Origin of the sequence: Streptococcus sp. 2022WUSS083 (genome assembly GCF_044427155.1) — a bacterium.
Lineage (GTDB): Bacteria > Bacillota > Bacilli > Lactobacillales > Streptococcaceae > Streptococcus > Streptococcus hashimotonensis.
The window spans coordinates 222,632-246,096 of record NZ_JAOTGK010000005.1 but is presented as its reverse complement, the minus strand read 5'-3'; the positions used below and the strand labels follow the sequence as shown (position 1 = coordinate 246,096).

The 23,465-nt window shown below is 39.4% G+C and carries 38 protein-coding genes; 34 read left to right on the top strand and 4 right to left on the bottom strand.

What is annotated here, in order from left to right; genetic code table 11:
- Positions 1 to 241 precede the first annotated feature (241 nt).
- Positions 242 to 607: a DUF1033 family protein gene (locus ODU41_RS08515; RefSeq protein ID WP_024395451.1), complete on the top strand. Its 366-nt coding sequence runs from the start codon at positions 242 to 244 to the stop codon at positions 605 to 607.
- Between the two features lie 34 nt (positions 608 to 641).
- Here the strand turns inward: ODU41_RS08515 and ODU41_RS08510 are convergent, their stop codons facing one another.
- On the bottom strand, positions 642 to 1,592 hold the full coding sequence (locus ODU41_RS08510) for a S66 peptidase family protein (RefSeq protein WP_336384850.1): 951 nt from the start codon (positions 1,590 to 1,592) through the stop codon (positions 642 to 644).
- An 85-nt stretch (positions 1,593 to 1,677) separates the two neighbouring features.
- Between ODU41_RS08510 and comGA the strand changes: the two genes are divergently transcribed.
- Together comGA and comGB are read left to right on the top strand one after the other, a co-directional pair.
- Complete coding sequence (gene comGA / locus ODU41_RS08505; RefSeq protein ID WP_105143432.1) at positions 1,678 to 2,628, top strand: competence type IV pilus ATPase ComGA; 951 nt, start codon at positions 1,678 to 1,680, stop codon at positions 2,626 to 2,628.
- The gene (comGB, locus tag ODU41_RS08500; protein ID WP_269088784.1) at positions 2,540 to 3,577 is read left to right on the top strand and encodes a competence type IV pilus assembly protein ComGB; all 1,038 of its coding nucleotides are present in this window, start codon (positions 2,540 to 2,542) and stop codon (positions 3,575 to 3,577) included. Before comGA ends, comGB begins: the two co-directional genes overlap by 89 nt.
- A gap of 80 nt (positions 3,578 to 3,657) precedes the next feature.
- Here comGB and ODU41_RS08495 read toward each other — a convergent pair whose 3' ends face one another.
- From ODU41_RS08495 to ODU41_RS08485, 3 genes are all read right to left on the bottom strand, one after another.
- Complete coding sequence (locus ODU41_RS08495; protein ID WP_105116294.1) at positions 3,658 to 5,097, bottom strand: recombinase family protein; 1,440 nt, start codon at positions 5,095 to 5,097, stop codon at positions 3,658 to 3,660.
- Positions 5,098 to 5,377: 280 nt separating this feature from the next.
- Positions 5,378 to 6,094: a hypothetical protein gene (locus ODU41_RS08490; protein WP_238143049.1), complete on the bottom strand. Its 717-nt coding sequence runs from the start codon at positions 6,092 to 6,094 to the stop codon at positions 5,378 to 5,380.
- A 2-nt stretch (positions 6,095 to 6,096) separates the two neighbouring features.
- The gene (locus ODU41_RS08485; protein WP_398578897.1) at positions 6,097 to 6,855 is read right to left on the bottom strand and encodes a helix-turn-helix domain-containing protein; all 759 of its coding nucleotides are present in this window, start codon (positions 6,853 to 6,855) and stop codon (positions 6,097 to 6,099) included.
- Between the two features lie 199 nt (positions 6,856 to 7,054).
- Between ODU41_RS08485 and ODU41_RS08480 the strand changes: the two genes are divergently transcribed.
- The 31 genes from ODU41_RS08480 to ODU41_RS08330 all read left to right on the top strand — a co-directional run bounded on the left by ODU41_RS08480 (position 7,055) and on the right by ODU41_RS08330 (position 23,464).
- Entirely contained in the window at positions 7,055 to 7,258 is a 204-nt protein-coding gene (locus tag ODU41_RS08480) for a helix-turn-helix domain-containing protein (protein WP_105131554.1), read from the top strand.
- Between the two features lie 54 nt (positions 7,259 to 7,312).
- A complete protein-coding gene (locus ODU41_RS08475; RefSeq protein WP_105131555.1) occupies positions 7,313 to 7,570 on the top strand; it encodes a hypothetical protein in 258 nt (85 codons plus the stop codon).
- Positions 7,546 to 7,692, top strand: a complete 147-nt coding sequence (locus ODU41_RS08470; protein ID WP_184495818.1) for a BOW99_gp33 family protein — start codon at positions 7,546 to 7,548, stop codon at positions 7,690 to 7,692. Before ODU41_RS08475 ends, ODU41_RS08470 begins: the two co-directional genes overlap by 25 nt.
- Before the next feature lie 42 nt (positions 7,693 to 7,734).
- Complete coding sequence (locus ODU41_RS08465) at positions 7,735 to 8,082, top strand: transcriptional regulator (protein ID WP_105131556.1); 348 nt, start codon at positions 7,735 to 7,737, stop codon at positions 8,080 to 8,082.
- A gap of 210 nt (positions 8,083 to 8,292) precedes the next feature.
- Positions 8,293 to 9,069 (top strand): polymer-forming cytoskeletal protein, encoded by a 777-nt coding sequence (locus ODU41_RS08460; RefSeq protein WP_398578896.1) that lies wholly within the window; start codon positions 8,293 to 8,295, stop codon positions 9,067 to 9,069.
- 3 nt (positions 9,070 to 9,072) lie between these two features.
- Positions 9,073 to 9,735: an ERF family protein gene (locus tag ODU41_RS08455; RefSeq protein WP_398578895.1), complete on the top strand. Its 663-nt coding sequence runs from the start codon at positions 9,073 to 9,075 to the stop codon at positions 9,733 to 9,735.
- 4 nt (positions 9,736 to 9,739) lie between these two features.
- Positions 9,740 to 10,762 carry a DUF1351 domain-containing protein gene (locus tag ODU41_RS08450; protein ID WP_398578894.1) on the top strand — a complete coding sequence of 341 codons (1,023 nt, stop codon included), beginning with the start codon at positions 9,740 to 9,742 and terminating at the stop codon, positions 10,760 to 10,762.
- Complete coding sequence (locus tag ODU41_RS08445) at positions 10,762 to 11,301, top strand: MazG-like family protein (protein WP_074392399.1); 540 nt, start codon at positions 10,762 to 10,764, stop codon at positions 11,299 to 11,301. Before ODU41_RS08450 ends, ODU41_RS08445 begins: the two co-directional genes overlap by 1 nt.
- A complete protein-coding gene (locus ODU41_RS08440) occupies positions 11,294 to 11,476 on the top strand; it encodes a hypothetical protein (RefSeq protein WP_074392400.1) in 183 nt (60 codons plus the stop codon). The genes ODU41_RS08445 and ODU41_RS08440 overlap by 8 nt, the downstream gene beginning before the upstream one ends.
- The gene (locus ODU41_RS08435) at positions 11,460 to 11,846 is read left to right on the top strand and encodes a helix-turn-helix transcriptional regulator (RefSeq protein WP_074392401.1); all 387 of its coding nucleotides are present in this window, start codon (positions 11,460 to 11,462) and stop codon (positions 11,844 to 11,846) included. Before ODU41_RS08440 ends, ODU41_RS08435 begins: the two co-directional genes overlap by 17 nt.
- Positions 11,836 to 12,369 carry a single-stranded DNA-binding protein gene (ssb, locus tag ODU41_RS08430; protein WP_074392402.1) on the top strand — a complete coding sequence of 178 codons (534 nt, stop codon included), beginning with the start codon at positions 11,836 to 11,838 and terminating at the stop codon, positions 12,367 to 12,369. Before ODU41_RS08435 ends, ssb begins: the two co-directional genes overlap by 11 nt.
- A 15-nt stretch (positions 12,370 to 12,384) precedes the next feature.
- Entirely contained in the window at positions 12,385 to 12,663 is a 279-nt protein-coding gene (locus tag ODU41_RS08425) for a hypothetical protein (RefSeq protein ID WP_398578893.1), read from the top strand.
- Between the two features lie 13 nt (positions 12,664 to 12,676).
- Positions 12,677 to 13,456 (top strand): DNA methyltransferase, encoded by a 780-nt coding sequence (locus ODU41_RS08420; RefSeq protein ID WP_105119251.1) that lies wholly within the window; start codon positions 12,677 to 12,679, stop codon positions 13,454 to 13,456.
- Complete coding sequence (locus ODU41_RS08415) at positions 13,453 to 13,656, top strand: hypothetical protein (RefSeq protein WP_074392405.1); 204 nt, start codon at positions 13,453 to 13,455, stop codon at positions 13,654 to 13,656. The genes ODU41_RS08420 and ODU41_RS08415 overlap by 4 nt, the downstream gene beginning before the upstream one ends.
- Positions 13,653 to 14,132 carry a helix-turn-helix domain-containing protein gene (locus ODU41_RS08410; RefSeq protein WP_074412311.1) on the top strand — a complete coding sequence of 160 codons (480 nt, stop codon included), beginning with the start codon at positions 13,653 to 13,655 and terminating at the stop codon, positions 14,130 to 14,132. The genes ODU41_RS08415 and ODU41_RS08410 overlap by 4 nt, the downstream gene beginning before the upstream one ends.
- A 12-nt stretch (positions 14,133 to 14,144) precedes the next feature.
- Positions 14,145 to 14,582: a hypothetical protein gene (locus tag ODU41_RS08405; RefSeq protein ID WP_105130531.1), complete on the top strand. Its 438-nt coding sequence runs from the start codon at positions 14,145 to 14,147 to the stop codon at positions 14,580 to 14,582.
- Between the two features lies 1 nt (position 14,583).
- A complete protein-coding gene (locus ODU41_RS08400) occupies positions 14,584 to 15,318 on the top strand; it encodes a hypothetical protein (RefSeq protein WP_024410599.1) in 735 nt (244 codons plus the stop codon).
- Positions 15,319 to 15,338: 20 nt separating this feature from the next.
- Positions 15,339 to 15,755, top strand: coding sequence for a hypothetical protein (locus ODU41_RS08395; RefSeq protein ID WP_105119255.1), 417 nt, complete (start codon positions 15,339 to 15,341; stop codon positions 15,753 to 15,755).
- 194 nt (positions 15,756 to 15,949) lie between these two features.
- On the top strand, positions 15,950 to 16,801 hold the full coding sequence (locus tag ODU41_RS08390) for a prohibitin family protein (RefSeq protein ID WP_105116277.1): 852 nt from the start codon (positions 15,950 to 15,952) through the stop codon (positions 16,799 to 16,801).
- Positions 16,802 to 17,104, top strand: a complete 303-nt coding sequence (locus tag ODU41_RS08385; protein WP_105119256.1) for a DUF1372 family protein — start codon at positions 16,802 to 16,804, stop codon at positions 17,102 to 17,104.
- Positions 17,105 to 17,335: a hypothetical protein gene (locus ODU41_RS08380; protein WP_105100306.1), complete on the top strand. Its 231-nt coding sequence runs from the start codon at positions 17,105 to 17,107 to the stop codon at positions 17,333 to 17,335.
- A complete protein-coding gene (locus tag ODU41_RS08375; RefSeq protein ID WP_105119257.1) occupies positions 17,328 to 17,564 on the top strand; it encodes a hypothetical protein in 237 nt (78 codons plus the stop codon). Before ODU41_RS08380 ends, ODU41_RS08375 begins: the two co-directional genes overlap by 8 nt.
- On the top strand, positions 17,554 to 17,964 hold the full coding sequence (locus tag ODU41_RS08370) for a hypothetical protein (RefSeq protein ID WP_105153830.1): 411 nt from the start codon (positions 17,554 to 17,556) through the stop codon (positions 17,962 to 17,964). The genes ODU41_RS08375 and ODU41_RS08370 overlap by 11 nt, the downstream gene beginning before the upstream one ends.
- Entirely contained in the window at positions 17,957 to 18,118 is a 162-nt protein-coding gene (locus ODU41_RS08365) for a hypothetical protein (protein WP_161946501.1), read from the top strand. The genes ODU41_RS08370 and ODU41_RS08365 overlap by 8 nt, the downstream gene beginning before the upstream one ends.
- Positions 18,119 to 18,129: 11 nt before the next feature.
- Entirely contained in the window at positions 18,130 to 18,510 is a 381-nt protein-coding gene (locus tag ODU41_RS08360; protein WP_105153829.1) for a hypothetical protein, read from the top strand.
- A 68-nt stretch (positions 18,511 to 18,578) separates the two neighbouring features.
- Positions 18,579 to 19,250 (top strand): DUF4417 domain-containing protein, encoded by a 672-nt coding sequence (locus tag ODU41_RS08355; RefSeq protein ID WP_398578892.1) that lies wholly within the window; start codon positions 18,579 to 18,581, stop codon positions 19,248 to 19,250.
- Positions 19,247 to 19,630: a hypothetical protein gene (locus ODU41_RS08350; RefSeq protein WP_014736095.1), complete on the top strand. Its 384-nt coding sequence runs from the start codon at positions 19,247 to 19,249 to the stop codon at positions 19,628 to 19,630. Before ODU41_RS08355 ends, ODU41_RS08350 begins: the two co-directional genes overlap by 4 nt.
- A 191-nt stretch (positions 19,631 to 19,821) precedes the next feature.
- Complete coding sequence (locus ODU41_RS08345) at positions 19,822 to 20,313, top strand: terminase small subunit (RefSeq protein WP_024410592.1); 492 nt, start codon at positions 19,822 to 19,824, stop codon at positions 20,311 to 20,313.
- Positions 20,303 to 21,628: a PBSX family phage terminase large subunit gene (locus ODU41_RS08340; protein ID WP_029751998.1), complete on the top strand. Its 1,326-nt coding sequence runs from the start codon at positions 20,303 to 20,305 to the stop codon at positions 21,626 to 21,628. The genes ODU41_RS08345 and ODU41_RS08340 overlap by 11 nt, the downstream gene beginning before the upstream one ends.
- An 11-nt stretch (positions 21,629 to 21,639) precedes the next feature.
- The gene (locus ODU41_RS08335; RefSeq protein ID WP_398578891.1) at positions 21,640 to 23,229 is read left to right on the top strand and encodes a phage portal protein; all 1,590 of its coding nucleotides are present in this window, start codon (positions 21,640 to 21,642) and stop codon (positions 23,227 to 23,229) included.
- Positions 23,216 to 23,464, top strand: a complete 249-nt coding sequence (locus tag ODU41_RS08330; protein WP_029751996.1) for a hypothetical protein — start codon at positions 23,216 to 23,218, stop codon at positions 23,462 to 23,464. The genes ODU41_RS08335 and ODU41_RS08330 overlap by 14 nt, the downstream gene beginning before the upstream one ends.
- The last annotated feature ends 1 nt before the right edge of the window (position 23,465 follow it).

Here is a 23,465-nt window from a genome sequence, read left to right as displayed (position 1 = left end):
TACATTTTCATGCCTTTCTAGTTGTTTTGTGGTTATTATAATTATAAAGCATGAAGTGGAAAACGAGCAACTCCTAATTGGAATTGCTCGTTTTTTTATTGTGAGAAGCTAGTTTTTGCCCAGCTTCTTTTTGATATTCGGAAAGAAACCATATATATGACTTGATAAGGAATTAACAAGCAGAATGTTTTCTTAAATCATACAATTTCGATATAATGTGTACGAAAAAGGAAGTAATATTATGTATCAAGTTATTAAAATGTATGGAGATTTTGAACCCTGGTGGTTCTTAGATGGTTGGGAAGAGGATGTTACCAGTAGGGCTGCTTTTGAACGCTATGAGGATGCACTGAATGCCTTTCAAAAAGAGTGGGTACGGCTATCAGAGGATTTTCCAATGAAGAAAAGTAAGAATGGAACGATGGTGGCTTTTTGGGATGAATCAGACCAGCATTGGTGCGAGGAATGCGATGAATATTTGCAGCGGTATCATTCGCTGATGTTGGTAGAAGCGAGAGAAAATTTACCGGCTGGTTTTATTAAGCAACCTACGCAACCTCGTGTACGCCCCTGCAAATTAAAACAAAATAATTGCGTAAATGAATAATAAAAGAGGATTGACCTTTGCGGGTCAATCCTTTTTAACTGAATCTGATAGAAAAGGCTTTGGTGTCGAGCTCAACATGCCCGCCAATCCGAATGGTGAAAAGAGGCTGGGTATGGGCAAAATCCAAATCGTAGAGAACAGGGATGGTTTTGAGAGTAGGGTGCTTGTCCAAAATCGCCAGCAAAATCTTCTCCGTCATCTTGGTCTCTTTAGGAAAACGACCGAAGACAAGAGCCTGTGGATTTGGATAGGCTTGTAAAAGTGCAGTCAAGTGACGAGCGATAATGAGATAATCGTCGTCTTCCGCCTCCTCTAAAAATAGAATATATTCGTCTGGTCTGGGAGCAAACTCTGTTCCAGTCAGCAGGTTGAGGGTTGAGATGTTTCCGCCAATGGCAATACCAGAGGCCTGGCCTGGATTATAGACTTTCCATTCTGTTGGGTAAAAGGTGCGAGGGGCGTCTGGTAGGTACCAAGCGTCGCTAGACCATTCTGGACTCGGGATCAAGTCAAAGGAGTCTTGTGTCACAGCCTTGAGCCAGGCTTCTGTTTGATACTCTTGGGCTTGCACCATTTTGAAGCTTGAATAGGCTGGCCCCATATAGGTTGGCATGCCCGTCTTGGCATAGATGGCATTGAGCAGGGCAGTCGTATCTGAGTAGCCACAGAAAATTTTCGGATTTTGTGCAATCAAATCAAAATCCAGATAAGGTAGCAGTTCGTTAGAGTTGAAACCACCAATGGTTGTCAGAATGGCATCGACCGACTCATCCGCAAAGGCTGCTTCCAAGTCCGCAACACGACTGGCAATCGGAGCCGAATTGAACATATCGTTTTCAAAATAATGTTCTGAAAAGGAGAGTTTGAAGCCAAGTTCCTCTAGTCTTTCCTTGGCAGCTAGATTGGCCTCGAAGCCACCAATTCTTTCGATGGAAGATGACGGGCTGACTACGCGAATATGGTCGCCTTTTTTTAATTTTTTCATAGGAACCTCCAAGCTTTTTTATTATTTTATCAGAAAAGAAAGGAAAATCAAGTCAGCTTGCGAATAGATAGGGTGAGGAGGTTGTATGATTCAAGAAAAAGCAAGAAAGATGATTGAAGAGGCGGTGGCAGATAGGGTCAGTGACATCTATCTAGTTCCTAGAGGTGAGTGTTACCAAGTCTATCATCGTATCATGGACGAGCGGGAATTTGTGCAAGACGTGGATGAGGAGGAAGTAACAGCCATCATCAGCCATTTCAAGTTTTTAGCAGGTTTAAATGTCGGTGAAAAACGTCGTAGCCAACAGGGTTCCTGTGACTATGATTATGGTAGCGGAGAGATTTCGCTTCGCTTATCAACTGTCGGTGATTATCGTGGTAAGGAAAGTCTGGTTATCCGCCTGCTCTATGACAATGACAAGGAACTCAAGTTCTGGTTTGAGGCAGCCGAGCGGCTTGCAGAAGAAATCAAGGGACGAGGGCTCTACCTTTTTTCGGGTCCAGTCGGCTCTGGTAAGACCACACTTATGTACCATCTTGCCAGGCTGAAATTCCCAGACAAGCAGATTTTGACCATCGAGGATCCTGTCGAAATCAAACAGGAGGACATGCTGCAACTCCAGCTCAATGAAGCCATCGGAGCCACCTACGACAATCTGATCAAACTGTCCCTCCGTCATCGACCAGACTTGCTCATAATCGGTGAGATTCGGGATGCGGAAACGGCACGGGCGGTCATCAGGGCCAGTCTGACAGGTGCGACGGTCTTCTCAACAGTTCATGCAAGGTCTATTTCAGGTGTCTATGCCCGTATGTTGGAACTGGGGGTCAGCCCTGAGGAGTTAAACAATGCCCTTCAAGGGATTGCCTATCAACGATTGATTGGGGGAGGAGGTGTGGTAGATTTTGCAAAGGGAAATTACCAAAACCATTCCGCAGACCAGTGGAATGCGCAAATTGATCGGCTTTTTGCAGCAGGACATATCAGTCTTCGGCAGGCAGAAACAGAAAAAATTGCCCTTGGCTCGCCAGCGTAAGGTCATTGAGCTTTTCAATAATCTTTTTGCCAGTGGCTTTCATTTGGGAGAGATTGTTGATTTCCTCAAACGCAGTCAGCTTCTGGCAGATCCCTATACCCAGGTCTTGTCAGACGGGTTGCTGGCAGGCAAACCCTTTTCGAGTTTGCTGGCAGATTTGCGGTTTTCAGATGCGGTGGTCACACAGGTAGCTCTGGCAGAGGTTCATGGCAATACTAGTCTGAGTTTGAGCCATATCCAATCCTATCTGGAAAATGTCAGCAAGGTTCGTAAAAAGCTGATTGAGGTGGCGACCTATCCGATTATATTGCTTGTTTTTTTACTCTTGATTATGCTCGGTTTGAAAAACTATCTTCTGCCCCAGTTGGAGGAAGGCAATGCAGCGACCGTGCTGATTAATCATCTACCGACCATCTTTTTATCTCTAAGTGGACTTAGTTTGGTGGCGGTCTTAGCTGGTATGGTTTGGTTTCGCAAAACCAATAAAATTAAGGTCTTTTCCCGCTTGGCAGCTCTGCCATTTTTCGGAAAACTCATCCAAACCTACCTGACGGCCTATTACGCCAGGGAGTGGGGGAGTTTGATTGGGCAAGGTTTGGACCTGCCGCAGATTGTGGGCTTGATGCAAGAGCAGCAATCGCAGCTTTTTCGTGAGATTGGTCAGGACCTGGAGCGGTCGCTTTCCAATGGTCAGAGTTTTCACGAACACATCAAGACCTACGCCTTTTTTAAGCGGGAGCTGAGTTTGATTGTCGAGTACGGTCAGGTCAAGTCCAAGTTGGGTGGCGAGTTGACAGTTTATGCAGCCGAGTGTTGGGAGGATTTTTTCTCTCGGGTCAATAGAGCCATGCAGCTAATCCAACCGCTGGTCTTTCTCTTTGTGGCCTTAATGGTCGTTCTCATCTACGCAGCCATGTTGCTGCCGATTTATCAAAATATGGAGTTGTAAAATGAAAAAATTAGTTGAAATGAAGGTAAAAGGGTTCACTCTGGTGGAGATAAGCATATCTAAAACTCTTGATTTTTTGCCTAAATTTTCCACTCTATTTTGACATGTCCATCTTTCACAAAAACCTTATTTATTAAGCGGTTTAGTATGTGTTTCTGACTGTCATAATCAAGAGTGGTAACATCTTTTGTGTCCAGTAGCCGTTGGAAATTCTCCTTATCAATTTTCTTTTGGATGTCTGGGTTATTTTCTAATTCCTTTTCTAACAACTCTTTTTGTGTTAAGAGTGCATAGCTTTGCCTTTTGAGTTCGTCCAGGTATATCATGTCATTTAGATATAGGTCATTTAATCGTTTCAGCTTATTATTCAATTGGTCTATTTGCTTTTCAATGCCCTCTACATCAATTTTATTGACCATTTCAAACATTTTATCCAGCTTTGCTTGGTTTAGTTGTAACAGTCTAACTTGACCTAGTACAAATACCTCAATATCTTCTTTTTCATAGTATTTGGAATTGCATTTTTTACCCTCATTATAGACCGTGATACCCTTTGTGGTACGAGGAAATCTATTTACACATTGATACCGTCTGTACCTAGAGCCATCTTTTCGTTTAGTTCCTAAAATTATTTCTAGTGGTGCGCCACAGTAGCCGCATCTAATCATACCTGATAACATATATTTTGCTCTGAATGGTCTTGAATTTTTGTAAAATTGATAAGTTTCTATTTGTCGTTTCTTTAGTTCTGCCTGGGTTGTTTCAAAGGTTTCAGCATCAATGATTGGCTCATGGTTGCCCTGGTACACTTCCCCCCTAAACCTAATCATGCCCATATAGACTGGATTTCTTAGTATTCTGCTTATGCCTTGATAGTTCCACAGCTTGCCATTTCTCAAGATGTTATTTTCATTGAGGTAGTCTCTTAGCTTGGTTAATGACCTACCGCCCAGATACTCCTTGAAAATAGTCTTGACGACAATAGCCTCTGCCTGGTTGATATTCAGCGTGCTTGTCAGTCTATCGTAGGTATAGCCAAATGCGATTGTACTTGTCATCATTGGTTTACCAGACTTTGCACGCCCAATCTTACCCATCATCATTCTTTCTCTGATAGTATCTCTGTCAAGCTGTCCAAATGCGGATAGAATACCCACCATAGCTTTTCCTAATGGTGTCGAGGTGTCAAAGTTTTCTGTTAGGCTGATAAAGCCTATATCATTCTTTTCTAGTATATCCTCAATAAAGGCTATATTGTTCCGTTGTGACCGCCCTAGTCGTTTCAAGTCGTAGACCAAAACGGTGTTAAATCGTTTCTTTTGGGCATCCCTGGATAGTTTACTAAGGGCAGGTCTATCAATCGTAGCCCCAGAGAAACCAGCATCTACATAGGTTTCGTATACTGTCCATTTGTGTATTGAGCAATAGCTTGTTAGCATTGCGATTTGCTCATCAATGGAGTAACCTTCTTCCGCTTGTCCTTTTGTGCTGACACGTACATAAATTGCTACTTTATTCATCGTTCTTCTCCCTATTTTGTAGGTTTTATGGTAAAATAGGGTATAGAAAAAAGACCTAAGAAATTAGGTTGATTTTCCATACCAAGCACCTTATGCTCTCCATGACCAAACTTCGAGCATAAGGTTTTTTGTTTTGTAAAAAAGAAAAGGTAACTACCGAATGATAGTTACCTTTTAGGTTGGCGTTACGCCCTGATTTAACATTCCAAGCCATAGACGACTTGAAACAAGTAGGAGCTAGTCCCTTGATAACTATATTCTATCATATTCTATAAAATTGTCAAAGATTTTTGAAGATATTTTGCCTAATCTTCTCTTCCACGGCATCTAAGGTTTGACTAGATACCTTTATTTTTCCACAAGGGTCAAATTCATTTATTGCCATTACTTTATCTTTGCTGATAGTTGTAATATCTTTGCACATTGCATAGGATGTTTTATTGTATCGCTGGTAAGTTGCGGCAACTTCCTTAATTTTTTCGTTATCAGTAAAGTAATTTTCTTGTTTTTTGAAATACTCTTCCAACTCATCAAGTGTTGTGAACTCACCATGATTAGCAGCATGGATTTTTTCTCTGTAACTATAAAATTCTTTTTGTTTTTGTAATAAAGAAGTAGTTAGAAATTTCTCTGATTTTTTGGATATTAGACCATCTATTTTTACAGAAAACTTATTACTTTTGGAACTTATTGGAATGACAGTCAGCTTAGGGCTTTTAGGACTGTCAAAATTATTCAGCACAATTGCCCAATGATAATTAGACAATTCAGCACCAATATTGACACCAAAATTTACAAAAATCAAAGCACCACGTGGATAAACTTTATATTTTGGAGTGTATCCAGACCTATATCGACGTCTTTCTTTTCTCAGTAGGAGCGCTTTTTCATACAGCCAAGTTGGAAGGTGTCTAGTTTTATTAAAACTGGACTGACTTTCTTTTTTGAAAATCTCATTGGCATCGTCACAAAGGGTTTCAATTTCTTGTTTATCCAAATTTAATCCTCCCGATAAATCCCCACAACCTCACCGATTGTACGGATGTCATCATCCTCTGTTAAATAGATTTCCTCATAGCTATCATTGAGACTTTGGAGATACCAACTGCCCCCGTAGTCACGCTTGAGCTTTTTAACAAAGTTTTTGCCGTTTATCTGAAAGATACCAATGCTATTCATGTCAACCTGGCTGGTGACCTCAATAAAGAGCAAGTCATTGTTTTCTATCATTGGTTGCATACTATCACCGACAACTTGGGCAATAGTATCGTACTTATCTGGCACTTTTTCAGCAAGTAGCTTAACCTCCATATTGAGATTGTCCTCTTGAAAAGTACCATGCCCAGCTGCAACAATTCCTTGCACATAATCATTGATATAGTCATCCTCATCATGTCGCTTAGAGAAGATTGATACAACTTTATTCTCTTGCTCTGCTAGTTGTTTGTTAGCGTAGACAACCACATTACCTTTCCTATCATCGTTCAACTGACGGTAGATAGATGTTATTTCTGCCTCATCCGATGGCTGTTTAGAAAATTTCTCATGTCTATTATCTGATAAACCTAGAAGATAATCAGAGGTAACGGAAAAAATTTGAGCTAGTCGTTTTAAGTCTCTACCTTTAGGAAAGTTTTCGTTTTTTTCCCATTTAGAAACCGTAGTATAGGTTTTCATGTCTAGCATCTCAGCTAGTTCTGTTTGGGTCATATTCTTACTTTCTCTAAGCTCACGTACCCTATCGCCTAAATCACTCATGGCAACACCCCCTTATTTAGTTTTGATAAGTAAATTATATCAGAAACATGATTGCAAATCAACAATATAAGAAAAAAGTTTTAAGTTTTTTATTATTTTAGCTGATTTTTAAAAAAAATATAAAATAAATCATATAAAACACTTGACATAAGATTATAAATCATATAGAATGTAGTTACCAAATGAAAGGAGGACTGAAATGGTAACCATTGCAGAACTAAGAGCTAAGCGTGGCAAAATGTCACAGCGAGAGTTAGCAAGCGAGCTTGATGTTACGCAAACATCAATTAGTAATTGGGAGAAAGACCAAACAAAGATTGGTGGCGAGCATCTTATTAAGCTGGCAAAGTTTTTTGGGGTGTCAACTGACGATATTCTAGGATTGTCAGATGATGCAACCTAAAAAATTTTACAGCGTATATGATTTATAATCTCATTGAAAGGAGGGAATCTCAAGGTGGTTTTAACCAAAAGAAAAGCACCCAGGACGGCAATCCAATTGGGTACTTCTCAAAATTATCTACCTAAATTATACCACGGAATGAAAGAATTAGATAGCACACAACAATTATTGGTGAGTAATTGGCAGCGTAAGTATTATCAGTTAAGCGAGGTTTTGATAAATAGCTTAGTCGGTCTTACAGTTGCTGATACTCTGGAAATTTTAGCAAAAGCTAGAAAGGATAAGGCATGGCTCAACAGCATTACACCGTAAGCCATGTAATGGCAGACGGTACAGAGTTGGATGATATTACAGGGTATGTCATCCCAGATGATAATCCCGTGTATGAAATCTTTAGAAAAATCAATGAGGATAGACGGGAGGGCAACAAATAATGCAGTACATCTTTCAAGAATACGCATGACAATTATACCTCTATGAACAATCATTTTTTACAAGACCCTAACCTATCAAGTTCTGCTAAGGGTGTCCTAGCTGTCATTTTGAGTAATAAAGATGATTGGCGTATTTACCCAGACGAAATTGCCAAGCGCTCAAAAGATGGTCTGGTTAGTCACAGAACAGCTTTTGAGGAATTAGAAAAGCATGGGTACATAAGAACTGTTAAGAAAAGTTTAGGTAGGGGTAAAGGTATTCAGCATTATAGATTTGCTCAAGACATACCTATTGCAGATGATTATTTTGAATATATCTTAGAGAAGTTTGAAAAAAAGTTATCCCCAGAAACAGTTGATAACCCAGATGATGGTACTTTACAAGGTTAGGTTTTACAACTTTGTATTTTACAACTTTGTATTTTACAACTTTGTATTTTACAACTTTGTAAAATCGCACACTAATAAACACTAACTATACAACAAGTACTAATATTAAACAATCTAAGCCTTACGGCACTAACAGTCAATAATGACTAATTGACAACAAACTAATAGTAAATAAAAAGACAAAAGAGTTATCCACAGGAGGAAATCAAAATGACAAAAAAATATGAACTTGTCCTAGACGATACAATCAGCTTTTGGGGTTGGAAATTATTTCGCATCCGTGCCTTGATTAGCTTTGGTAGCGTTGAGGTGGGGGATTTAGGCGGATATATCGAAAAAGAGGATAATTTAAGCCATGATGGCAATGCCTGGGTATATGGCAATGCCTGGGTATATGGCAATGCCAAAGTATCGGGCAATGCCAAAGTATATGGCAATGCCAAAGTATATGGCAATGCCGAAGTATGGGGCAATGCCTGGGTATATGGCAATGCCAAAGTATCGGGCAATGCCAAAGTATATGGCAATGCCAAAGTATATGGCAATGCCGAAGTATGGGGCAATGCCTGGGTATATGGCAATGCCAAAGTATCGGGCAATGCCAAAGTATATGGCAATGCCAAAGTATATGGCAATGCCGAAGTATGGGGCAATGCCTGGGTATATGGCAATGCCAAAGTATCGGGCAATGCCAAAGTATATGGCAATGCCGAAGTATGGGGCAATGCCAAAGTATATGGCAATGCCGAAGTATGGGGCAATGCCAAAGTATCGAAGCTAGGCGACATTATTGTTTTTAAAAATCACTGGTCAAGCGGTCGTCACTTTACTTATACAAAATCCAACAAAATGTGGAAAGTCGGCTGTTTCTACGGTACAGGTCAAGAGTTGATTGAAAAAGCATACCGCGATAGTGAGAAATCAGGCAATTATTATAAGGCTTATGTTGATTTTGTAGAAACACTAGAACGATTAAGCGAGGAGTAAATTATGGCTGATTTAACTTTTCCAGAGTTGCAACAAAAGATGCAGCTTGGTAAACAAAAGAAACAAGGTGTAAGTTATTCATTCAGAAACGTTGAAGATATTACAACTAAATTCAAAGAGCTTGATAGTGGTTGGGTATTGAAATTTGAAGATTGCGACCCAATAGAGTTGCAAGGGCGACTGTTTTATAAATCTGTTGCTATAGCTAGCAAAGGCGATGAAACACACAGAGCGCACGGCTATGCAGAACTATCAGAAGTGCCGGTTATACATACCAAGAAAGGCACAACTATTCAGCAAATGCAAGTGCCACAATGGACAGGGGCAGTTAGCTCATACGCTAGAAAATATGCAGTACAAGGCTTGTTTGCCATTGGCGAGAAAGATGTTGATGAGTATCCATCAGAGGGAAATCAACAGCAACAAGACCAAAACAACCAACAAAACCAAGTTAAGTACATTGATAATATTCAGTATCAAGAAATCCTTAAAACTGTTGAAGAATTTGCGACAGTTAAGGGAGCGCCATTTGATACGGTTGCTAATTTTGTGTTGAACAAGTATCAAATTCAAGATTTCCATCAAGTACCAGTTGATGGCTATAACGTAGTGATGGAATATCTCAACGCACAAATTCAAAAAGCATATTCTAAACAAGGAGAATAAAAAAATGAAAGATGTAACTTTAAGCGAATTAGAGAGTATTAAGCCAATTTATGTACCTGGTAAAATAACTCTTGACTTTGAAAGCCTTGACAAAGCAATTACCCTTGCTGTTGCACAGTTGGAAGATAAAAAAATTGATGAGCTTGATTATAAAGAAATCAAGGCACAAATCACACGATATAAAGCCCTTGATGATGGATTAGACGCTGAGCGTAAAAAGATTGCTAAGAATTTCAAAAATCCACTTGATGAATTCGAAGAAAGACTTGAAAAGTCACGCATCCCACTGGGAAGATTGCTAGAAAAACTTAGAAAAGTCAGGGATGATATTGATGAACATGAGCGATTATTGCGCGTGGATATTATTCGGGCTACTTTTGAAGATAAATGTATGGTTGCTGGTCTTGAAAAGTCAACATTTGAGGCAACCTATGATACATATAGCTTAAAAAAATACTTTAAAGATGGTAAGTATGAACTCAAGAAAACAACTCTTGATGAAATGGATGCACTGGTACTTGCTGAATTTGACAAGCTGGAAGAATACAAAGCTAATAAGCAAGCTATCGAGGAACAAGCTCAAGAGTACGATTTACCAGCAGATGGGTATATCAGACATCTTGAAGATGGTAAGTCACTTGTTGATGTCCTAAAAATCATGAAAACAGACCGCGATGCCATTGCTTTACGCAAAGAGCAACAAGAGGCGCAAGCTAAAGCAGATGCTGACCGTCAAGCAGATATTGAACGACTTGCAAAAGAACAAGCCAATGCAAACATCAAGGCTATTGATGTAGAAACTGGGGAAATCATCGAAAATTACCCACCAGAGCTTGAGAGTGGAGCAAGAGGGGTAGATAGACCACAGTCCCAAAACACAGCCCCAGAAGTAGCAAAATTTGAGCCTAGCGAGCCAATGAAAGTTACCATGCTATTAACTTTACATGGTGGCAAACCACAACTAGATCAACTCAAAGAATATCTGGAGGATAACTTTATTAGTTTTGAAACTTTAGGAGGCATCTAATGACAATTACAGATTTAATTGAAAATGTAAAAGATTGGTCAGCTGCAAAAGGTCTTGATAAATCTGATGCAAGAAAACAGATGTTGAAACTATTTGAAGAATTTGGAGAGTTAAACGCTGGTATTGCCAAAAACAATACTACATTGATAAAAGATAGTATTGGTGATGTGATGGTTGTATTGACGATACTCTGTCAGCAACTTAATCTCGATGCTAGAGAAATATTTTTAACAGCAGACAGCCTTACAATACATCATCCAAAAACGTTAGAAATTGAAGTATTGAGCTTAATAACTGGAGCTTTAATAGGAAAGCTATCGACAGCAATTCTAAATAGAACAAATAGAACTCATGGAATCAAATCAAACTTGATTATACGAGAAATTGTATTAAAGTTACATTTCATATCAAAGTATTACGATTTCACAAAGGAACAATGCTTTGAGACAGCTTGGAATGAAATCAAAGACCGTCAAGGGAAAATGGTGGATGGTGTATTTGTCAAAGATGTTGACTTAAAGGAGGGTCAAGATGCCTAAGTATTATGTAACTGGAAAAATCGCCCAACTTGATATTGGTGCTGAAATCGAGGCTGAAACTTCATACATGGCAGCTATTGTTTTTGAAAAGACTTATGACCCACGATTGCACTTTGGTACTCATCAAATGCTGGTTTCAGAAGTCGAGGAGGTGGCAGATGGAAAATCGTATTAAGAAATTCCGAAAACTAAAAGGAATTAAACAAAATGAACTAGCTCAATTAATCGGTGTTGGCAAATTAGCTATGTTTAGGTATGAACATTCTGAGAGTATGCCTAGAGTTGATACAGCATTGAAGATAGCTGAAATTTTAGGTGTCTCGGTTGAAAACTTATTTTTTAGCCAAGAGAATTACAAACCGAAATATTATAATATAACAGCCCAAACTGGTAATTTGACGATAACTTTTATAGTTGAAGAAGAAAATGAGTTACTTGCTATTTTAGAGGCTGAAAGGTTACTTGAGGTTGAGTATGAACTTTATGGTGCTGAAATCATAGAGGTAGACGAGATGTTGAAAGATGGTGGAGAAGATGATAAATAACGTTGTTTTAGTAGGGCGACTGACTAGAGATGCTGAATTAAGATACACACCATCAAATGTTGCAGTTGCTACTTTTACCCTTGCAGTAAATCGCCCTTTCAAAAATGAGGCTGGTGAACGTGAGGCAGACTTTATCAATTGTGTAATTTGGCGACAAGCAGCAGAAAACCTTGCTAATTGGGCTAAGAAAGGCGCATTGATTGGTATTACAGGCAACATCCAAACACGCCACTATGACAATCAACAAGGGCAGCGCGTGTATGTGACAGAAGTTATTGCAAGTAATTTTCAATTGTTGGAAAGTCGGAACAATCAAAGCGGACAGCAGAACCAGAGCAACTCTTTCCAAAATGGAAATAACTCAAATAGTGGTAATTTCCAAAGTGGAAACAACCAAGGAGGCTATCAGTCTCCATTTGGAAATCAATCCACACCAGATTTTAGCCGTAGCAACCAACAATCATTTTTCCAAGGACAAACCACAAATCCTATGGATATTTCCGATGATGATTTACCTTTCTAGGATTGGAGATTTGAGATGAACAAAGTAAAAGTTGACTTACAATGTCCATATTGTGGGTTTTGTAAGATTTTGAAAACAGCATCATATAGAAAAGGCATCACATGCCCTACTTGCAAACAGGCAATATTTTTAAGTTGGGCAACTGGTGTTGAGGGTGAACTTGACAATCATGGATGTTATTTTCATGCTTACGAGCCTTTCAATATCCGAAAAATCAATCAAGAATTTCTAGATGCTTTTGATAATGCACCATCTAGACACCCTTTCACCATCAGAAATAAGATGAGAGGGTGATAGTGTGCAGAAAATGATAGTATGGGCGCTGTTTGATAGTGGTAATGGCTCATACACTAAAGCTATCAACACGCTTAATAGTTCGGGGGGGGCGAAGATTGAAGTATATCCGATAGGAATAGACATTGAAAACAAGAACAATCATTTTATCCCCCTCAATCTTGCTGATTACTCGCGACTATTTGGGGATAACAAGTTATTTGATACGCTTGATGAGCTACCAAAACCAGATTTGATTATTGCTAGTCCACCTTGCGAAAGCTGGTCAAATGCTAGTGCAATGGCAAATGGTAATGCTTGTTGGAAACAGGAAGATTTATCAGATAGCTTATTTGAACCACAAATACCACCTAGTATGTTTACCATCCGAGCAAACAAAGATTATGAGGAGACTTACCAAAACTACCAATATGATAGACAATTTATGAAACGGGTAAATGGTGAGCTTTGTGCCTTTAATACCATTGAAATCATAAAAAGGTATAAGCCTAAGTATTGGATTATTGAAAATCCAGCCACAGGGCGATTGTGGAAATATATTGAGGAAATCATAGGATTTCATTTACCCCACAAAAACCCAACACGTTACAACAATTATGATTACCCATTGCAAAAGCCAACCAAGTTTGCAAGCAACCTTTTTCTAAATCTCAATAATGAGATAAATCCAGCAGAGGTTGAATGGGGTAAATTCTCAAAATCATACAATGAGAGGTCGAACATACCTCAAAAACTACTTTTAGAGATATTTCAGACCGTACTAAACCAATTTGAAAAGGAACAACAACCATGACATTACTTGAATTAACATTTTTGACTATCGCCCTATTATCTGTTACTTGGATGGCAGTAATTTGGGTTTGGGCTTTGCGACTTGTACGCAAATACAGGGAGCAGGTGGAATACTACCAGCATCCAAATGTACAATGCCAGATTGCACGCCATGTACTCAAGCATGGCTGGTACAGTAAAGGTGGCGAGGTGTTTAGATGAAACTATTTGACGGTGCAAAACTAAAGCAGATGCGGCTAGATGCCAAATTGACACAGTATGACCTAGCCCCTCTGACCAATATCACACAGACCAGGATAAGTGATATTGAAAGAAATGTGAGGCAGCCATTGCCAAAAGAAATTGATGCCTTTATGGCAGTATTTGGAAAAACTAAGGCAGATTTTTTATCCGATGAAAGAGAGATAGTCGTTATCTCTGGCACATTCACAAAGACAAAAAAGGCTGGAAAGCCACCACATCCCTCGGAATTTCTAGCGGAAACAAGACCCGCTTGCGACCGTGGGACTACTGGCTCGCTTATTGATACAAAATCAGAACAGCTAGAGCTATTTTCTGGCACAGATGTCCAAGTTGGCAGCGATTTGGCAGGATTTGTACTAATTAGGGCAGATACATACAATGAACTTGTTGAAAGCCAAGCAAAATTACACAAAATGCAATCACTTTTGAAGTAGTGGAGGAAAAATATGCAGAAAAAACTAATCGGGTTAGACTTATCCCATATCGCAGATGGAGGCTTACAGGAGAAGTTAGACCATGAACTTGAAAAAGTCTTTGATAACATCCTTGACCTCAACACAGAGGCGAAAGCCAAGCGAAAAGTCACAATTACCCTAACTATGTCCGCCAACGAGGAAAGGACAGTAGTAGATACCGTGATGGATGTTAAATCCAAACTAGCACCACAAAATGGCGTCGCTACGACAATTCTTGTTGGGCGTGACTATGATACAGGGCGGGTACATGCTAACGAACTAAAAAGCAGCGTACCAGGTCAAATGTATTTTGATGATGATGCACAGTTGCGAACTGATACAGGTCAGCCAGTAGAAGAAGTGGAGCAACAAAGTGCATCAGCCACACCAGATATTATTGATTTCAAAAAGAAAGTAGGAGGACAATAACATGACTGAAAATATTAAGGCAGCATTGGAGTATGCAGTAGAATTAAATCAACACGGGTTGGAAATCGTAACAGCAGGCGATGGCACAGAGTATTATGATGCTAACAAGACACGTATGGTAGAACTTGACCCTAAACGTTATCCAAGGACTTTGGAGCTGTCCACATTGACAAGTCTTGTCGAGTATCTAAAATCAGACCTTAATGGCATGCAAGACCAACGCTTAATTGTTGCCGTTGAAAAAAATGACGAGGTTTGTGTTTGGTCTGAAAATGATGAGTTTGAGCATCGGACATTGCTTGTGGATGTGAAAGCTCGTGTGCCAGAGCTTACTTTTGGGCGTTTCATTTCATCGGAGCAATTCAACATCATGTTGCAATCAAATTTTATTGATGATGCTGACCGTGGGGCTTTACTTGACTTTGCTAGTGCCTTGAAAATCGAAAATGGGGCTGAAATCGAAGATAATGGGGTTAGCCAGGTGGCAACTGTCAAAACTGGAGTTGCCAGCCTAGCCAAAGGCAAAGTGCCAAATCCAGTTGATTTGCGACCATATCGGACATTTAACGAAGTGGAACAGCCAGCAAGTAAATTTGTCTTTCGGATTGACAAAAACGCCCAGATGGCTCTATTCGAGGCAGACGGTAAGCGTTGGGTACAAGAGGCAGTTGGTAACATTGCAGCCTATCTAAAAGCTGAATTGGCAGACCTGGAACACATTACAGTATTGGCTTAATTATAAGGAGGAAAAACAAAATGACCAAAGAAACAAAACTTACCGTAGAGCAAACCTTGGCAAATATCAAGGAATTTCAAAAGAACTTACACGGGGCATCCGCCCTTGGAGTTGTCACCTCAGAATTAGGCTTGTTTGGTGGCACAAAGACACATGCTATGGTCTGCTCTGCTTTGCATGATGTAAGCCATGCCTTAGATAAAGTTATCAAAGGGGCTGCACCAGATGAGGCGCTAAAAACAGCCTTTGGCATTGATGGCGTTGATGAAGATGGCAAAGACACAGGCGATGAGCCAACAGAAAGCATGTTTGCCGGTCAGATTGCTGTTAATGTCAAGACAGGGGAAATCCAAGGCATTGAGGACATCACAGACCCAGAACTGAAATCACAGCTTGCAACTGTTGCACAAGAAATAGCTGATAAGCTTAAAGGGTAGTTGCAATGTTGCTATTTATGAAGTTAATGCTGATTAGTGCATGTGCTTTCCTGGGTTTGCTCACATTGTGGGCAGACCACAGGACTTTTAAGGAAAATCTAGGCGATAAAATCTGGTGGTTTATTCTAGATGCTTATGCACTTGGTTTATTAGCCATTGCAGGCTATATGATTTTTAATTAGAGGAGAAAAAAGATGTTTGAAGAAATGACAGAAAAAGAACAAAAAACAATTAAGCGTGTGGCTCTTGTATGTGGTGTAGTATTAGCTGCTGTACTATTTCGGGTGACAGCAGTAACCAAAATCCCAGCAAACACAGTAGGTGTCTATTATAGTGCAACCTCTGGTGTACAGAATAAGACACTATCCAGCGGTTACCATATCAAAGTGCCATTTATGGACACTATCTATAAGCTACCAACATCGGTGCAAACCTCAAACATTGAAAAGGTAACCACCCAAACCAACGATGCCCAATTTTTGGACAGCACAATTGATGTGAAGTGGCGTGTATCAAACAACAATGCCATGCAGGTATTCAAGGACTTTCAGACCATCGAAACTTTGCAAGAAAAAGGCATCCAGCCAGCTGTACAACGTGCTATTGAGGAAGTCACAGTAAATTACAATATTGTTGAAATTCTTGGTTCAAAACGTAATGAAATCTATTCAGAGTTTGAAAAGAAACTAGCTGAAAAATTAAGCACCTATGGTGTGGAATTGGTTTCTGTCACTATCACAGATACCGATGCTGGGGATGAAATCGAGGCAGCCATCAAGAATGAGGCAGTAAAACAAAAAGAAGTAGATACCGCCAAGCAGGAGCAGGAAAAAACAAAGGTTGAGGCTGAAACTAAGAAAATCCAAGCCCAGGCTGATGCGGATGCAGAAGTCATTAAGGCCCAAGGTCAAGCAAAAGCCAACGCTGAATTAAATAACTCTATCTCTGAGAACCTCATCCGCATGAAAGAAGCTGAAGCACGCTTGGAACATGGTTGGGTTGAAGTTATCACTCAAGGGGATGTGATTGCAAACCAGGGGGAATAGATGAAACAGGCTATTAAATTTGTGATGGTAATGCTGGTTTTGACTTTTGCTATAAGTATGTCTGCTATCTACAAGTTACAAAAGCAAGTTGAGCAGCTTGAGGCAAGAAAACCAGTTATCATTTATCAAGTTGATAATGCTGGAGGTGACCTTTTTGGAACGGTTACAGAAAAAGCAATCGTTGATGGGCATTACACAGTTACAGTTGGTGCTTATGGCAAGTTTATTGTCACTCAAGAACAATTTGACAGTATCAAAATTGGGGATGATGCACCAGACTATTTGAGACAGAGAGGTAGATAGATGGCATTTCTTAAAAAAATAATTAAGAAGCATTTTTTCAAAAAAATCATTGCACAACATCAAGGAATCCTTGAGCCTGGATTTGGCGTTATTCGAATCCATAGTGGAGAGATTATTGTGTTTCAAGCAAATAGTTACACTAAAGACAGCAGAATGATATTCGGTGGAAAATCTGACAAAATCAATATCGATGGAGTAATACTTAATTTGGAGGAGGTAAGGTATGAATAAACGCCAAAAGAAAAAACGCCTTAAGCGTGAGAAAAAGCAACTAATCAATGCTATTGATTTCTTGGAAAATAGTTTTACAAAGGCAGCCCAACAGATGCGGTTGAAATACGATAAGATGCCTAATAGTAATGACAAAATTTATCATGATTTCTTTATCGCAGGGTTTGAGCTTTGTGTCGAGCAACTAGCCAATGTCAAAGACCTTGTAAATAAATTCGATGAAGTTTGAATTTGTTTTACCAAGGAACACACGGCATAAAGCTCAAAACATGGTTATCAATAGCAATGACAGGTTTCATTCTCAAATCAAGGCTAAGATGACTAAACGCATCAGAGTTTTTGCCCACTATCAGACTTTGGCAACCAAGGATAGGGAAGTGGCAGCATTTAGCCCCTTAAATCCTTGTGAGGTTACAGTTACAATTTACAGCCCAACCAAGTCTAAACTTGACCCACCTAATTTATATCCTACTGTCAAAGCTATTATTGATGGCATGACTGATGCGGGTATTTGGACAGATGATAATCACAAAGTTATTAAAAAGCTGTCTTTTGTCTATGGTGGTTTGAGTGAAGAAAAAGGGCATTATCGGTTAGTGTTTGATATAGAGGAGGTAAAGGATGAATAATTTAGAGTACATGGAGCAGCTTTTTAAGAGATACCACTTTGAGGCGTTGGGTATCGAGGCATTCGCTAATGATGCCAACAAGGCTAAAATTAAGCGATTAGGGATTGAATTACGGCAGGCAATGCTAGAATTTGAGCGTAAAAATGCCATCTAAGGAAATCAATCATGACCAAAAAGAAGATTGAACGCTTATCAGTCATGCACCGCAGGGAAATCACATGGCTCAAGTGGTATTTTTTGAGGGATAAGAAAAATCCTAAAAAGACTGTACTAGAGCAGATGATACATGATAGTTTCATGAAGAATGATACAGACCAAGCAACATTTTTGGTCAATCTAAAGCTGGTGACCTCTGAACATGTGGAAAATTCAGAAGAAAAGCTGATTGAGACTATAAAAGAGGTCTATGTTTATGAAAATATCAATGTCATTGGAGCGTGCCAAAAGATTTTATTCCTAAGTCCCAGTCCAGCCTATACCCACCTCAATAAATGGTTTGATGCCTATTTCTACGCCACCTATAAATACCTCCCTTTGGAAAGATAACAGTAAAAATTCCCTAGCCTATGTATCTATAATCAAGGTACATAGGCTTTTTTGCTAGGAGGAGAAACATGGATATATTGAAATCACATCACAGGCAAAATACATTGAGCCAGTACAACCTACTAGATTATGATGCCACGCGCACAGCTGGCAAGTATAATATCCCTACTCTTGAGCCAGTAGACCATGTGCCAACCAAACTACAAGGGTTTAACTATGTTTTGAACAAGCCTAACTATTCGGCAGGTGTCCACTTCTTTTTGGATGATTACCAGTTTGAACGAGTTTGGAAACGCCCAGATTTTTATATTGAGAAACTAGCTGACTTTGATTGTGTGCTTACACCAGATTTCAGTCTCTATACTGATATGCCACTTGCAATGCAGGTATGGAATGTGTATCGGTCAAGATTGATTGGTCAGATGATGCAGAACTGGGGCTATACGGTTATTCCCACGGTGTCCTGGTCACTAAAAGAAAGCTATGAGTTTTGTTTTGACGGCATACCTACAAAAAGCATTGTTGCAGTTAGTACAATTGGTATTAAAAAAAGCAAAGACCGTATCAAGGTATGGAAAGATGGCATGGATGCCATGATTGATAAATTGAAACCAAAGAAAATTTTGGTTTATGGCGGTCACATTGATTATGACTATAAAGGTATCGAGGTCTATTATTTTGACAACGATACGACAGAAAGGATGGACACATGGGAGGCAGAGGAGCAAGCTCTGGAATGAGCAAAACAGGTAAAAAGTATGGTACAGAATATGAGACTGTGCATAAGGTAGGTAATATAAAATTTGTTACTCAAAATGGTAGTGGTGGACAAGTAGCACCTATGGAAACTATGACCAAAGGTAGAATATATGTATTGGTTGATAAGCATAAAAACACCCTAAAGAGCATCACTTACAATGATACAAACAATAAACGTAGTAAGCAAATAGATTTAGACCATGAACATAAGAAGATGCAGCCTCATACTCATCACGGTTATTTTCATGCTGAATATGAAGTAAGTAAGAAAGGTGCTACCAATTTGAACACTAAAGAGAAAAAGATGGTTGATAGGGTGATGAAAGAATGGTATAATTATAATAGAAAACGCAAGGGATAGTATAGAAGGAGTACACCTTGATAGAGGTAGCCACGGTGCGAATCCGTGTCATTGCGTTACATCTAGCCCCTTAATTGGGGCTTTTTAATTTTATATCCCAAAAATAGCGTAAAACATCCCCTTTTCAACCTTATAAAATGAAATCATGAGTAGTAATACTTGTGATTTTTTTGTTGGAAAGGAGGTAGCGAATGAATGACAAGCAAATTCGCTTTGCGGATGAGTTTATCAAACTCGGAAACGCCACACAGGCAGCCTTAAATGCAGGGTATTCGGAAAAGACATCTTACAGTCAAGGACAGCGATTGTTGAAAAATGTTGAAGTAAAAGAATACATCAACAAACAGATGCAAGAGTTACATAAGAGTAATATCATGCAGGCAGAAGAAGCCCTATCCATCCTATCTGACATTGCTAGAGGTAAGCGAGATGAGGAGGTGTTGATACTTAACCCAACAACAGGTAAAGTTGAGAGGCACACCAAGAAAGCTGATAATGCCACAGTCATTAAGGCTATAACTGAAATCTTGAAACGCTACCCAACAGCTAAACAGTCTGAGAAACTAGAGCTTGAATTGGCTAAATTGAAAGCACAATTAAATACTGATAACGATGACGATGATGAGATTATCATCATTGATGACCAGGCTGATGAATTGGAGGGCTTGATTGATGACCTCTAAAAAAGCGAAGTTTAACAAACCTAAAAACATCAACCCTCATTTTAATTCTGTCTGGGCATCGCCAAAACCTTACAACGTACTAAAAGGCGGGCGAAACTCTTTTAAATCGTCTGTAATCGTCCTAAAGCTGGTCTATATGATGCTTAGATACATCAGAGCCAAAGAGACAGCCAATGTGGTAGTTATCCGTAAAGTAGCCAATACAATACGTGATAGCGTGTTTAATAAAGTTTGGTGGGCTATTGGTATGTTTGGAGCTACTAGACGATTTAACAAGACTGTTAGCCCTTTTAAAATCACACACAAAAAAACAGGCTCAACATTCTACTTTTATGGTCAAGATGACTTTCAAAAGCTCAAATCGAATGACATCGGGAATATAATCGCCGTTTGGTATGAGGAGGCGGCTGAATTTAGCAACCAAGAGGACTTTGACCAATCCAATGTTACCTTTATGCGCCAAAAGCATCCACGAGCCAAATTTGTACAGTTTTTTTGGTCCTACAACCCGCCCAGAAATCCTTATAGTTGGATAAATGAGTGGTTTGAAAGTATCAAAACACACGATGACTATCTAGCACATTCTAGTACCTATCTGGATGACAAACTAGGATTTGTAACAGAGCAGATGCTAAAGGATATAGACCGTATCAAAGAAAATGACTACGACTATTATAGGTATCTATATTTAGGCGAGGCTGTTGGTCTTGGTAACAACGTGTACAATATGACTACATTCCATCCAATCGATACTTTGCCATCGGATGACAAGATGATAGGTATTTCATTTGCATTGGATGGTGGTCACCAACAATCAGCAACAGCCGTATGCGCTTTTGGTATCACAGCTAAAGGCAAGGTTATCTTGCTAGATACGTGGTATTACAGCCCAGCTGGTCAAGTAGTTAAAAAAGCACCTAGCCAACTATCGCAGGATATTTACTACTTTACGACTAAGGTTGTCGGACAGTATAAAGTACCAGTGTTGCAGTACACGATAGATAGCGCAGAGGGTGCTTTGCGTAACCAGATGTATCTTGATTTTGCTATTAGATGGCATCCAGTAGCTAAACTAAAGAAAGTGACAATGATTGATAGTTTCCAATCATTACTTGCAGAGGGGCGATTTTATTATCTTGACACAGAGAATAATAAGGTATTTATTGAAGAACACAAGATGTACAGATGGGATGAAAAGACGATAAAGACAGATAACCCAAATGTCATCAAAGACGATGACCATACATGCGATGTGGCACAGTATTTTGTATTAGATAATGCAAAGATACTTGGTTTGCGTGTTGGTAATGTATAAGGAGGGCAGACATGAGCCTAATTCAAAAAGTAAAGGACTTTTTCAACCGTGGGAGGTATAACATGACGACATCACATTTAAGTAGCATCCTAGACCATCCAAAGGTAGCTGTTACACAAGCAGAATTTAGCAGAATACAACACAATCTATCTTATTATCAGTCTAAGTTTGATGATGTTGAGTACATCAACACAGATGGAGATAGAAAACGTAGAAAGATGCAACATTTACCTATTGCACGCACAGCAGCCAAGAAGATTGCTAGTTTGGTTTACAATGAGCAAGCAGAGATTTCAGCAAAGGATAAAACACTCAATGACTTTTTACAAGATATGTTATCTAATGACCGCTTTAACAAGAATTTTGAGCGATACCTAGAGAGTGCATTGGCACTTGGTGGGCTTGCTATGCGCCCTTACGTTGATGGCGATAAAATTCGTGTGGCATTTATTCAAGCACCAGTTTTTTTGCCATTACAAAGCAATACACAAGATGTATCGAGCGCTGCTATTTTGACTAAGACTATCAAGACAGAAAATCGAAAGAATGTGTATTATACACTTGTTGAATTTCATGAATGGGTAACCAAAGATGGTCAAGAAGTGGGCAGTACGAAAGATAAGAGTCTATACCGTATCACTAACGAGCTATATAAATCAATATCAGATAGCACATTAGGGGAGCGTGTGAATTTGAGTGAGCTATACCCAGACTTGCAACCAGTAACACTAATTCAAGGTCTATCACGCCCATTATTTACCTACCTTAAGACGCCTGGCATGAATAACAAGGATATCAATAGCCCTTTGGGTCTGTCTATCTTTGACAATGCCAAAACTACCATTGACTTTATCAATAGTACCTACGATGAGTTCATGTGGGAAATCAAAATGGGGCAAAGGCGCGTGATTGTGCCCGAACAACTAACGCAGCTCAAGGTACAGGATAACCAAGGTAACATTACATTTAAGCGACGCTTTGACGTGGAGCAGAATGTTTATATGCAAGTAGGGGCTGGCAATATGGACAGTGGTAGTATTGTTGACCTTACTACACCTATCCGCTCAAGTGATTACATTTCAGCTATTTCAGAAGGGTTAAAACTATTCGAAATGCAAATAGGGGTATCTAGTGGCATGTTTACCTTTGATGGTCAAGGAGTTAAGACAGCAACAGAGATTGTAAGTGAAAACTCTGACACATATCAAATGCGTAATAGCATTGTGGCACTTGTTGAGCAATCTATAAAAGAACTTTGTGTGTCTATGTGTGAACTCGGCAAGGCTGTTGGGTTGTATAATGGTAAAATCCCAGAACTTGATGACATTTCTGTAAATCTTGACGATGGCGTGTTTACTGATAGACATGCAGAGCTTGATTACTGGATGAAAATGGTAGCTGCTGGATTTGCCACACAGAAACGAGGTATTGCGAAAACCCTCAACATCACAGAGGAGGAGGCAACTAAAGAACTTGCTGAAATCAATGGAGAATTACCACCAGAGAGCGATGCAGAGCTCGCTTTGTATGGTAAAGGTCAACAAAACACAGTAGGAAACAGTAAAGATACAGTAGAGGGAGAAGATGATGGCGAAGTATAAGAAAAAACCAGTTGTAATTGAGGCTATTAGATTTACAGGCTCAAATTATGAAGAAATTAGAGAATTTATTGGAAAAAATACTTTATGCTCTGATTTAAGTATCGTAATACCAACACTTGAGGGAGATATGGTAGCCCAAAAGGGTGATTATATTATTAAAGGAGTGCATGGCGAGTTTTACCCATGCAAACCAGATATTTTTAATGAAACCTATGAGGTAGTTAGCGAGGCTTAAT

What these genes read in the sequence shown, in the direction of transcription:
- ODU41_RS08375 (WP_105119257.1), top strand. Translation starts at nt 17,328, where the DNA reads ATGAATAAACGCCAAAAGAAAAAACGCCTTAAGCGTGAGAAAAAGCAA.
- comGB (WP_269088784.1), top strand. Translation starts at nt 2,540, where the DNA reads ATGCGCAAATTGATCGGCTTTTTGCAGCAGGACATATCAGTCTTCGGC.
- ODU41_RS08385 (WP_105119256.1), top strand. Translation starts at nt 16,802, where the DNA reads ATGAAACAGGCTATTAAATTTGTGATGGTAATGCTGGTTTTGACTTTT.
- ODU41_RS08355 (WP_398578892.1), top strand. Translation starts at nt 18,579, where the DNA reads ATGGATATATTGAAATCACATCACAGGCAAAATACATTGAGCCAGTAC.
- ODU41_RS08450 (WP_398578894.1), top strand. Translation starts at nt 9,740, where the DNA reads ATGAAAGATGTAACTTTAAGCGAATTAGAGAGTATTAAGCCAATTTAT.
- ODU41_RS08495 (WP_105116294.1), bottom strand. Translation starts at nt 5,097, where the DNA reads ATGAATAAAGTAGCAATTTATGTACGTGTCAGCACAAAAGGACAAGCG.
- ODU41_RS08345 (WP_024410592.1), top strand. Translation starts at nt 19,822, where the DNA reads ATGAATGACAAGCAAATTCGCTTTGCGGATGAGTTTATCAAACTCGGA.
- ODU41_RS08380 (WP_105100306.1), top strand. Translation starts at nt 17,105, where the DNA reads ATGGCATTTCTTAAAAAAATAATTAAGAAGCATTTTTTCAAAAAAATC.
- ODU41_RS08335 (WP_398578891.1), top strand. Translation starts at nt 21,640, where the DNA reads ATGAGCCTAATTCAAAAAGTAAAGGACTTTTTCAACCGTGGGAGGTAT.
- ODU41_RS08400 (WP_024410599.1), top strand. Translation starts at nt 14,584, where the DNA reads ATGACTGAAAATATTAAGGCAGCATTGGAGTATGCAGTAGAATTAAAT.
- ODU41_RS08410 (WP_074412311.1), top strand. Translation starts at nt 13,653, where the DNA reads ATGAAACTATTTGACGGTGCAAAACTAAAGCAGATGCGGCTAGATGCC.
- ssb (WP_074392402.1), top strand. Translation starts at nt 11,836, where the DNA reads ATGATAAATAACGTTGTTTTAGTAGGGCGACTGACTAGAGATGCTGAA.
- ODU41_RS08465 (WP_105131556.1), top strand. Translation starts at nt 7,735, where the DNA reads ATGAACAATCATTTTTTACAAGACCCTAACCTATCAAGTTCTGCTAAG.
- ODU41_RS08510 (WP_336384850.1), bottom strand. Translation starts at nt 1,592, where the DNA reads ATGAAAAAATTAAAAAAAGGCGACCATATTCGCGTAGTCAGCCCGTCA.
- ODU41_RS08360 (WP_105153829.1), top strand. Translation starts at nt 18,130, where the DNA reads ATGACCAAAAAGAAGATTGAACGCTTATCAGTCATGCACCGCAGGGAA.
- ODU41_RS08365 (WP_161946501.1), top strand. Translation starts at nt 17,957, where the DNA reads ATGAATAATTTAGAGTACATGGAGCAGCTTTTTAAGAGATACCACTTT.
- ODU41_RS08440 (WP_074392400.1), top strand. Translation starts at nt 11,294, where the DNA reads ATGCCTAAGTATTATGTAACTGGAAAAATCGCCCAACTTGATATTGGT.
- ODU41_RS08420 (WP_105119251.1), top strand. Translation starts at nt 12,677, where the DNA reads ATGATAGTATGGGCGCTGTTTGATAGTGGTAATGGCTCATACACTAAA.
- ODU41_RS08480 (WP_105131554.1), top strand. Translation starts at nt 7,055, where the DNA reads ATGGTAACCATTGCAGAACTAAGAGCTAAGCGTGGCAAAATGTCACAG.
- ODU41_RS08370 (WP_105153830.1), top strand. Translation starts at nt 17,554, where the DNA reads ATGAAGTTTGAATTTGTTTTACCAAGGAACACACGGCATAAAGCTCAA.
- ODU41_RS08445 (WP_074392399.1), top strand. Translation starts at nt 10,762, where the DNA reads ATGACAATTACAGATTTAATTGAAAATGTAAAAGATTGGTCAGCTGCA.
- ODU41_RS08470 (WP_184495818.1), top strand. Translation starts at nt 7,546, where the DNA reads ATGGCTCAACAGCATTACACCGTAAGCCATGTAATGGCAGACGGTACA.
- ODU41_RS08395 (WP_105119255.1), top strand. Translation starts at nt 15,339, where the DNA reads ATGACCAAAGAAACAAAACTTACCGTAGAGCAAACCTTGGCAAATATC.
- ODU41_RS08340 (WP_029751998.1), top strand. Translation starts at nt 20,303, where the DNA reads ATGACCTCTAAAAAAGCGAAGTTTAACAAACCTAAAAACATCAACCCT.
- ODU41_RS08330 (WP_029751996.1), top strand. Translation starts at nt 23,216, where the DNA reads ATGGCGAAGTATAAGAAAAAACCAGTTGTAATTGAGGCTATTAGATTT.
- ODU41_RS08350 (WP_014736095.1), top strand. Translation starts at nt 19,247, where the DNA reads ATGAGCAAAACAGGTAAAAAGTATGGTACAGAATATGAGACTGTGCAT.
- ODU41_RS08415 (WP_074392405.1), top strand. Translation starts at nt 13,453, where the DNA reads ATGACATTACTTGAATTAACATTTTTGACTATCGCCCTATTATCTGTT.
- ODU41_RS08390 (WP_105116277.1), top strand. Translation starts at nt 15,950, where the DNA reads ATGTTTGAAGAAATGACAGAAAAAGAACAAAAAACAATTAAGCGTGTG.
- ODU41_RS08455 (WP_398578895.1), top strand. Translation starts at nt 9,073, where the DNA reads ATGGCTGATTTAACTTTTCCAGAGTTGCAACAAAAGATGCAGCTTGGT.
- ODU41_RS08460 (WP_398578896.1), top strand. Translation starts at nt 8,293, where the DNA reads ATGACAAAAAAATATGAACTTGTCCTAGACGATACAATCAGCTTTTGG.
- ODU41_RS08425 (WP_398578893.1), top strand. Translation starts at nt 12,385, where the DNA reads ATGAACAAAGTAAAAGTTGACTTACAATGTCCATATTGTGGGTTTTGT.
- ODU41_RS08435 (WP_074392401.1), top strand. Translation starts at nt 11,460, where the DNA reads ATGGAAAATCGTATTAAGAAATTCCGAAAACTAAAAGGAATTAAACAA.
- comGA (WP_105143432.1), top strand. Translation starts at nt 1,678, where the DNA reads ATGATTCAAGAAAAAGCAAGAAAGATGATTGAAGAGGCGGTGGCAGAT.
- ODU41_RS08515 (WP_024395451.1), top strand. Translation starts at nt 242, where the DNA reads ATGTATCAAGTTATTAAAATGTATGGAGATTTTGAACCCTGGTGGTTC.
- ODU41_RS08405 (WP_105130531.1), top strand. Translation starts at nt 14,145, where the DNA reads ATGCAGAAAAAACTAATCGGGTTAGACTTATCCCATATCGCAGATGGA.
- ODU41_RS08485 (WP_398578897.1), bottom strand. Translation starts at nt 6,855, where the DNA reads ATGAGTGATTTAGGCGATAGGGTACGTGAGCTTAGAGAAAGTAAGAAT.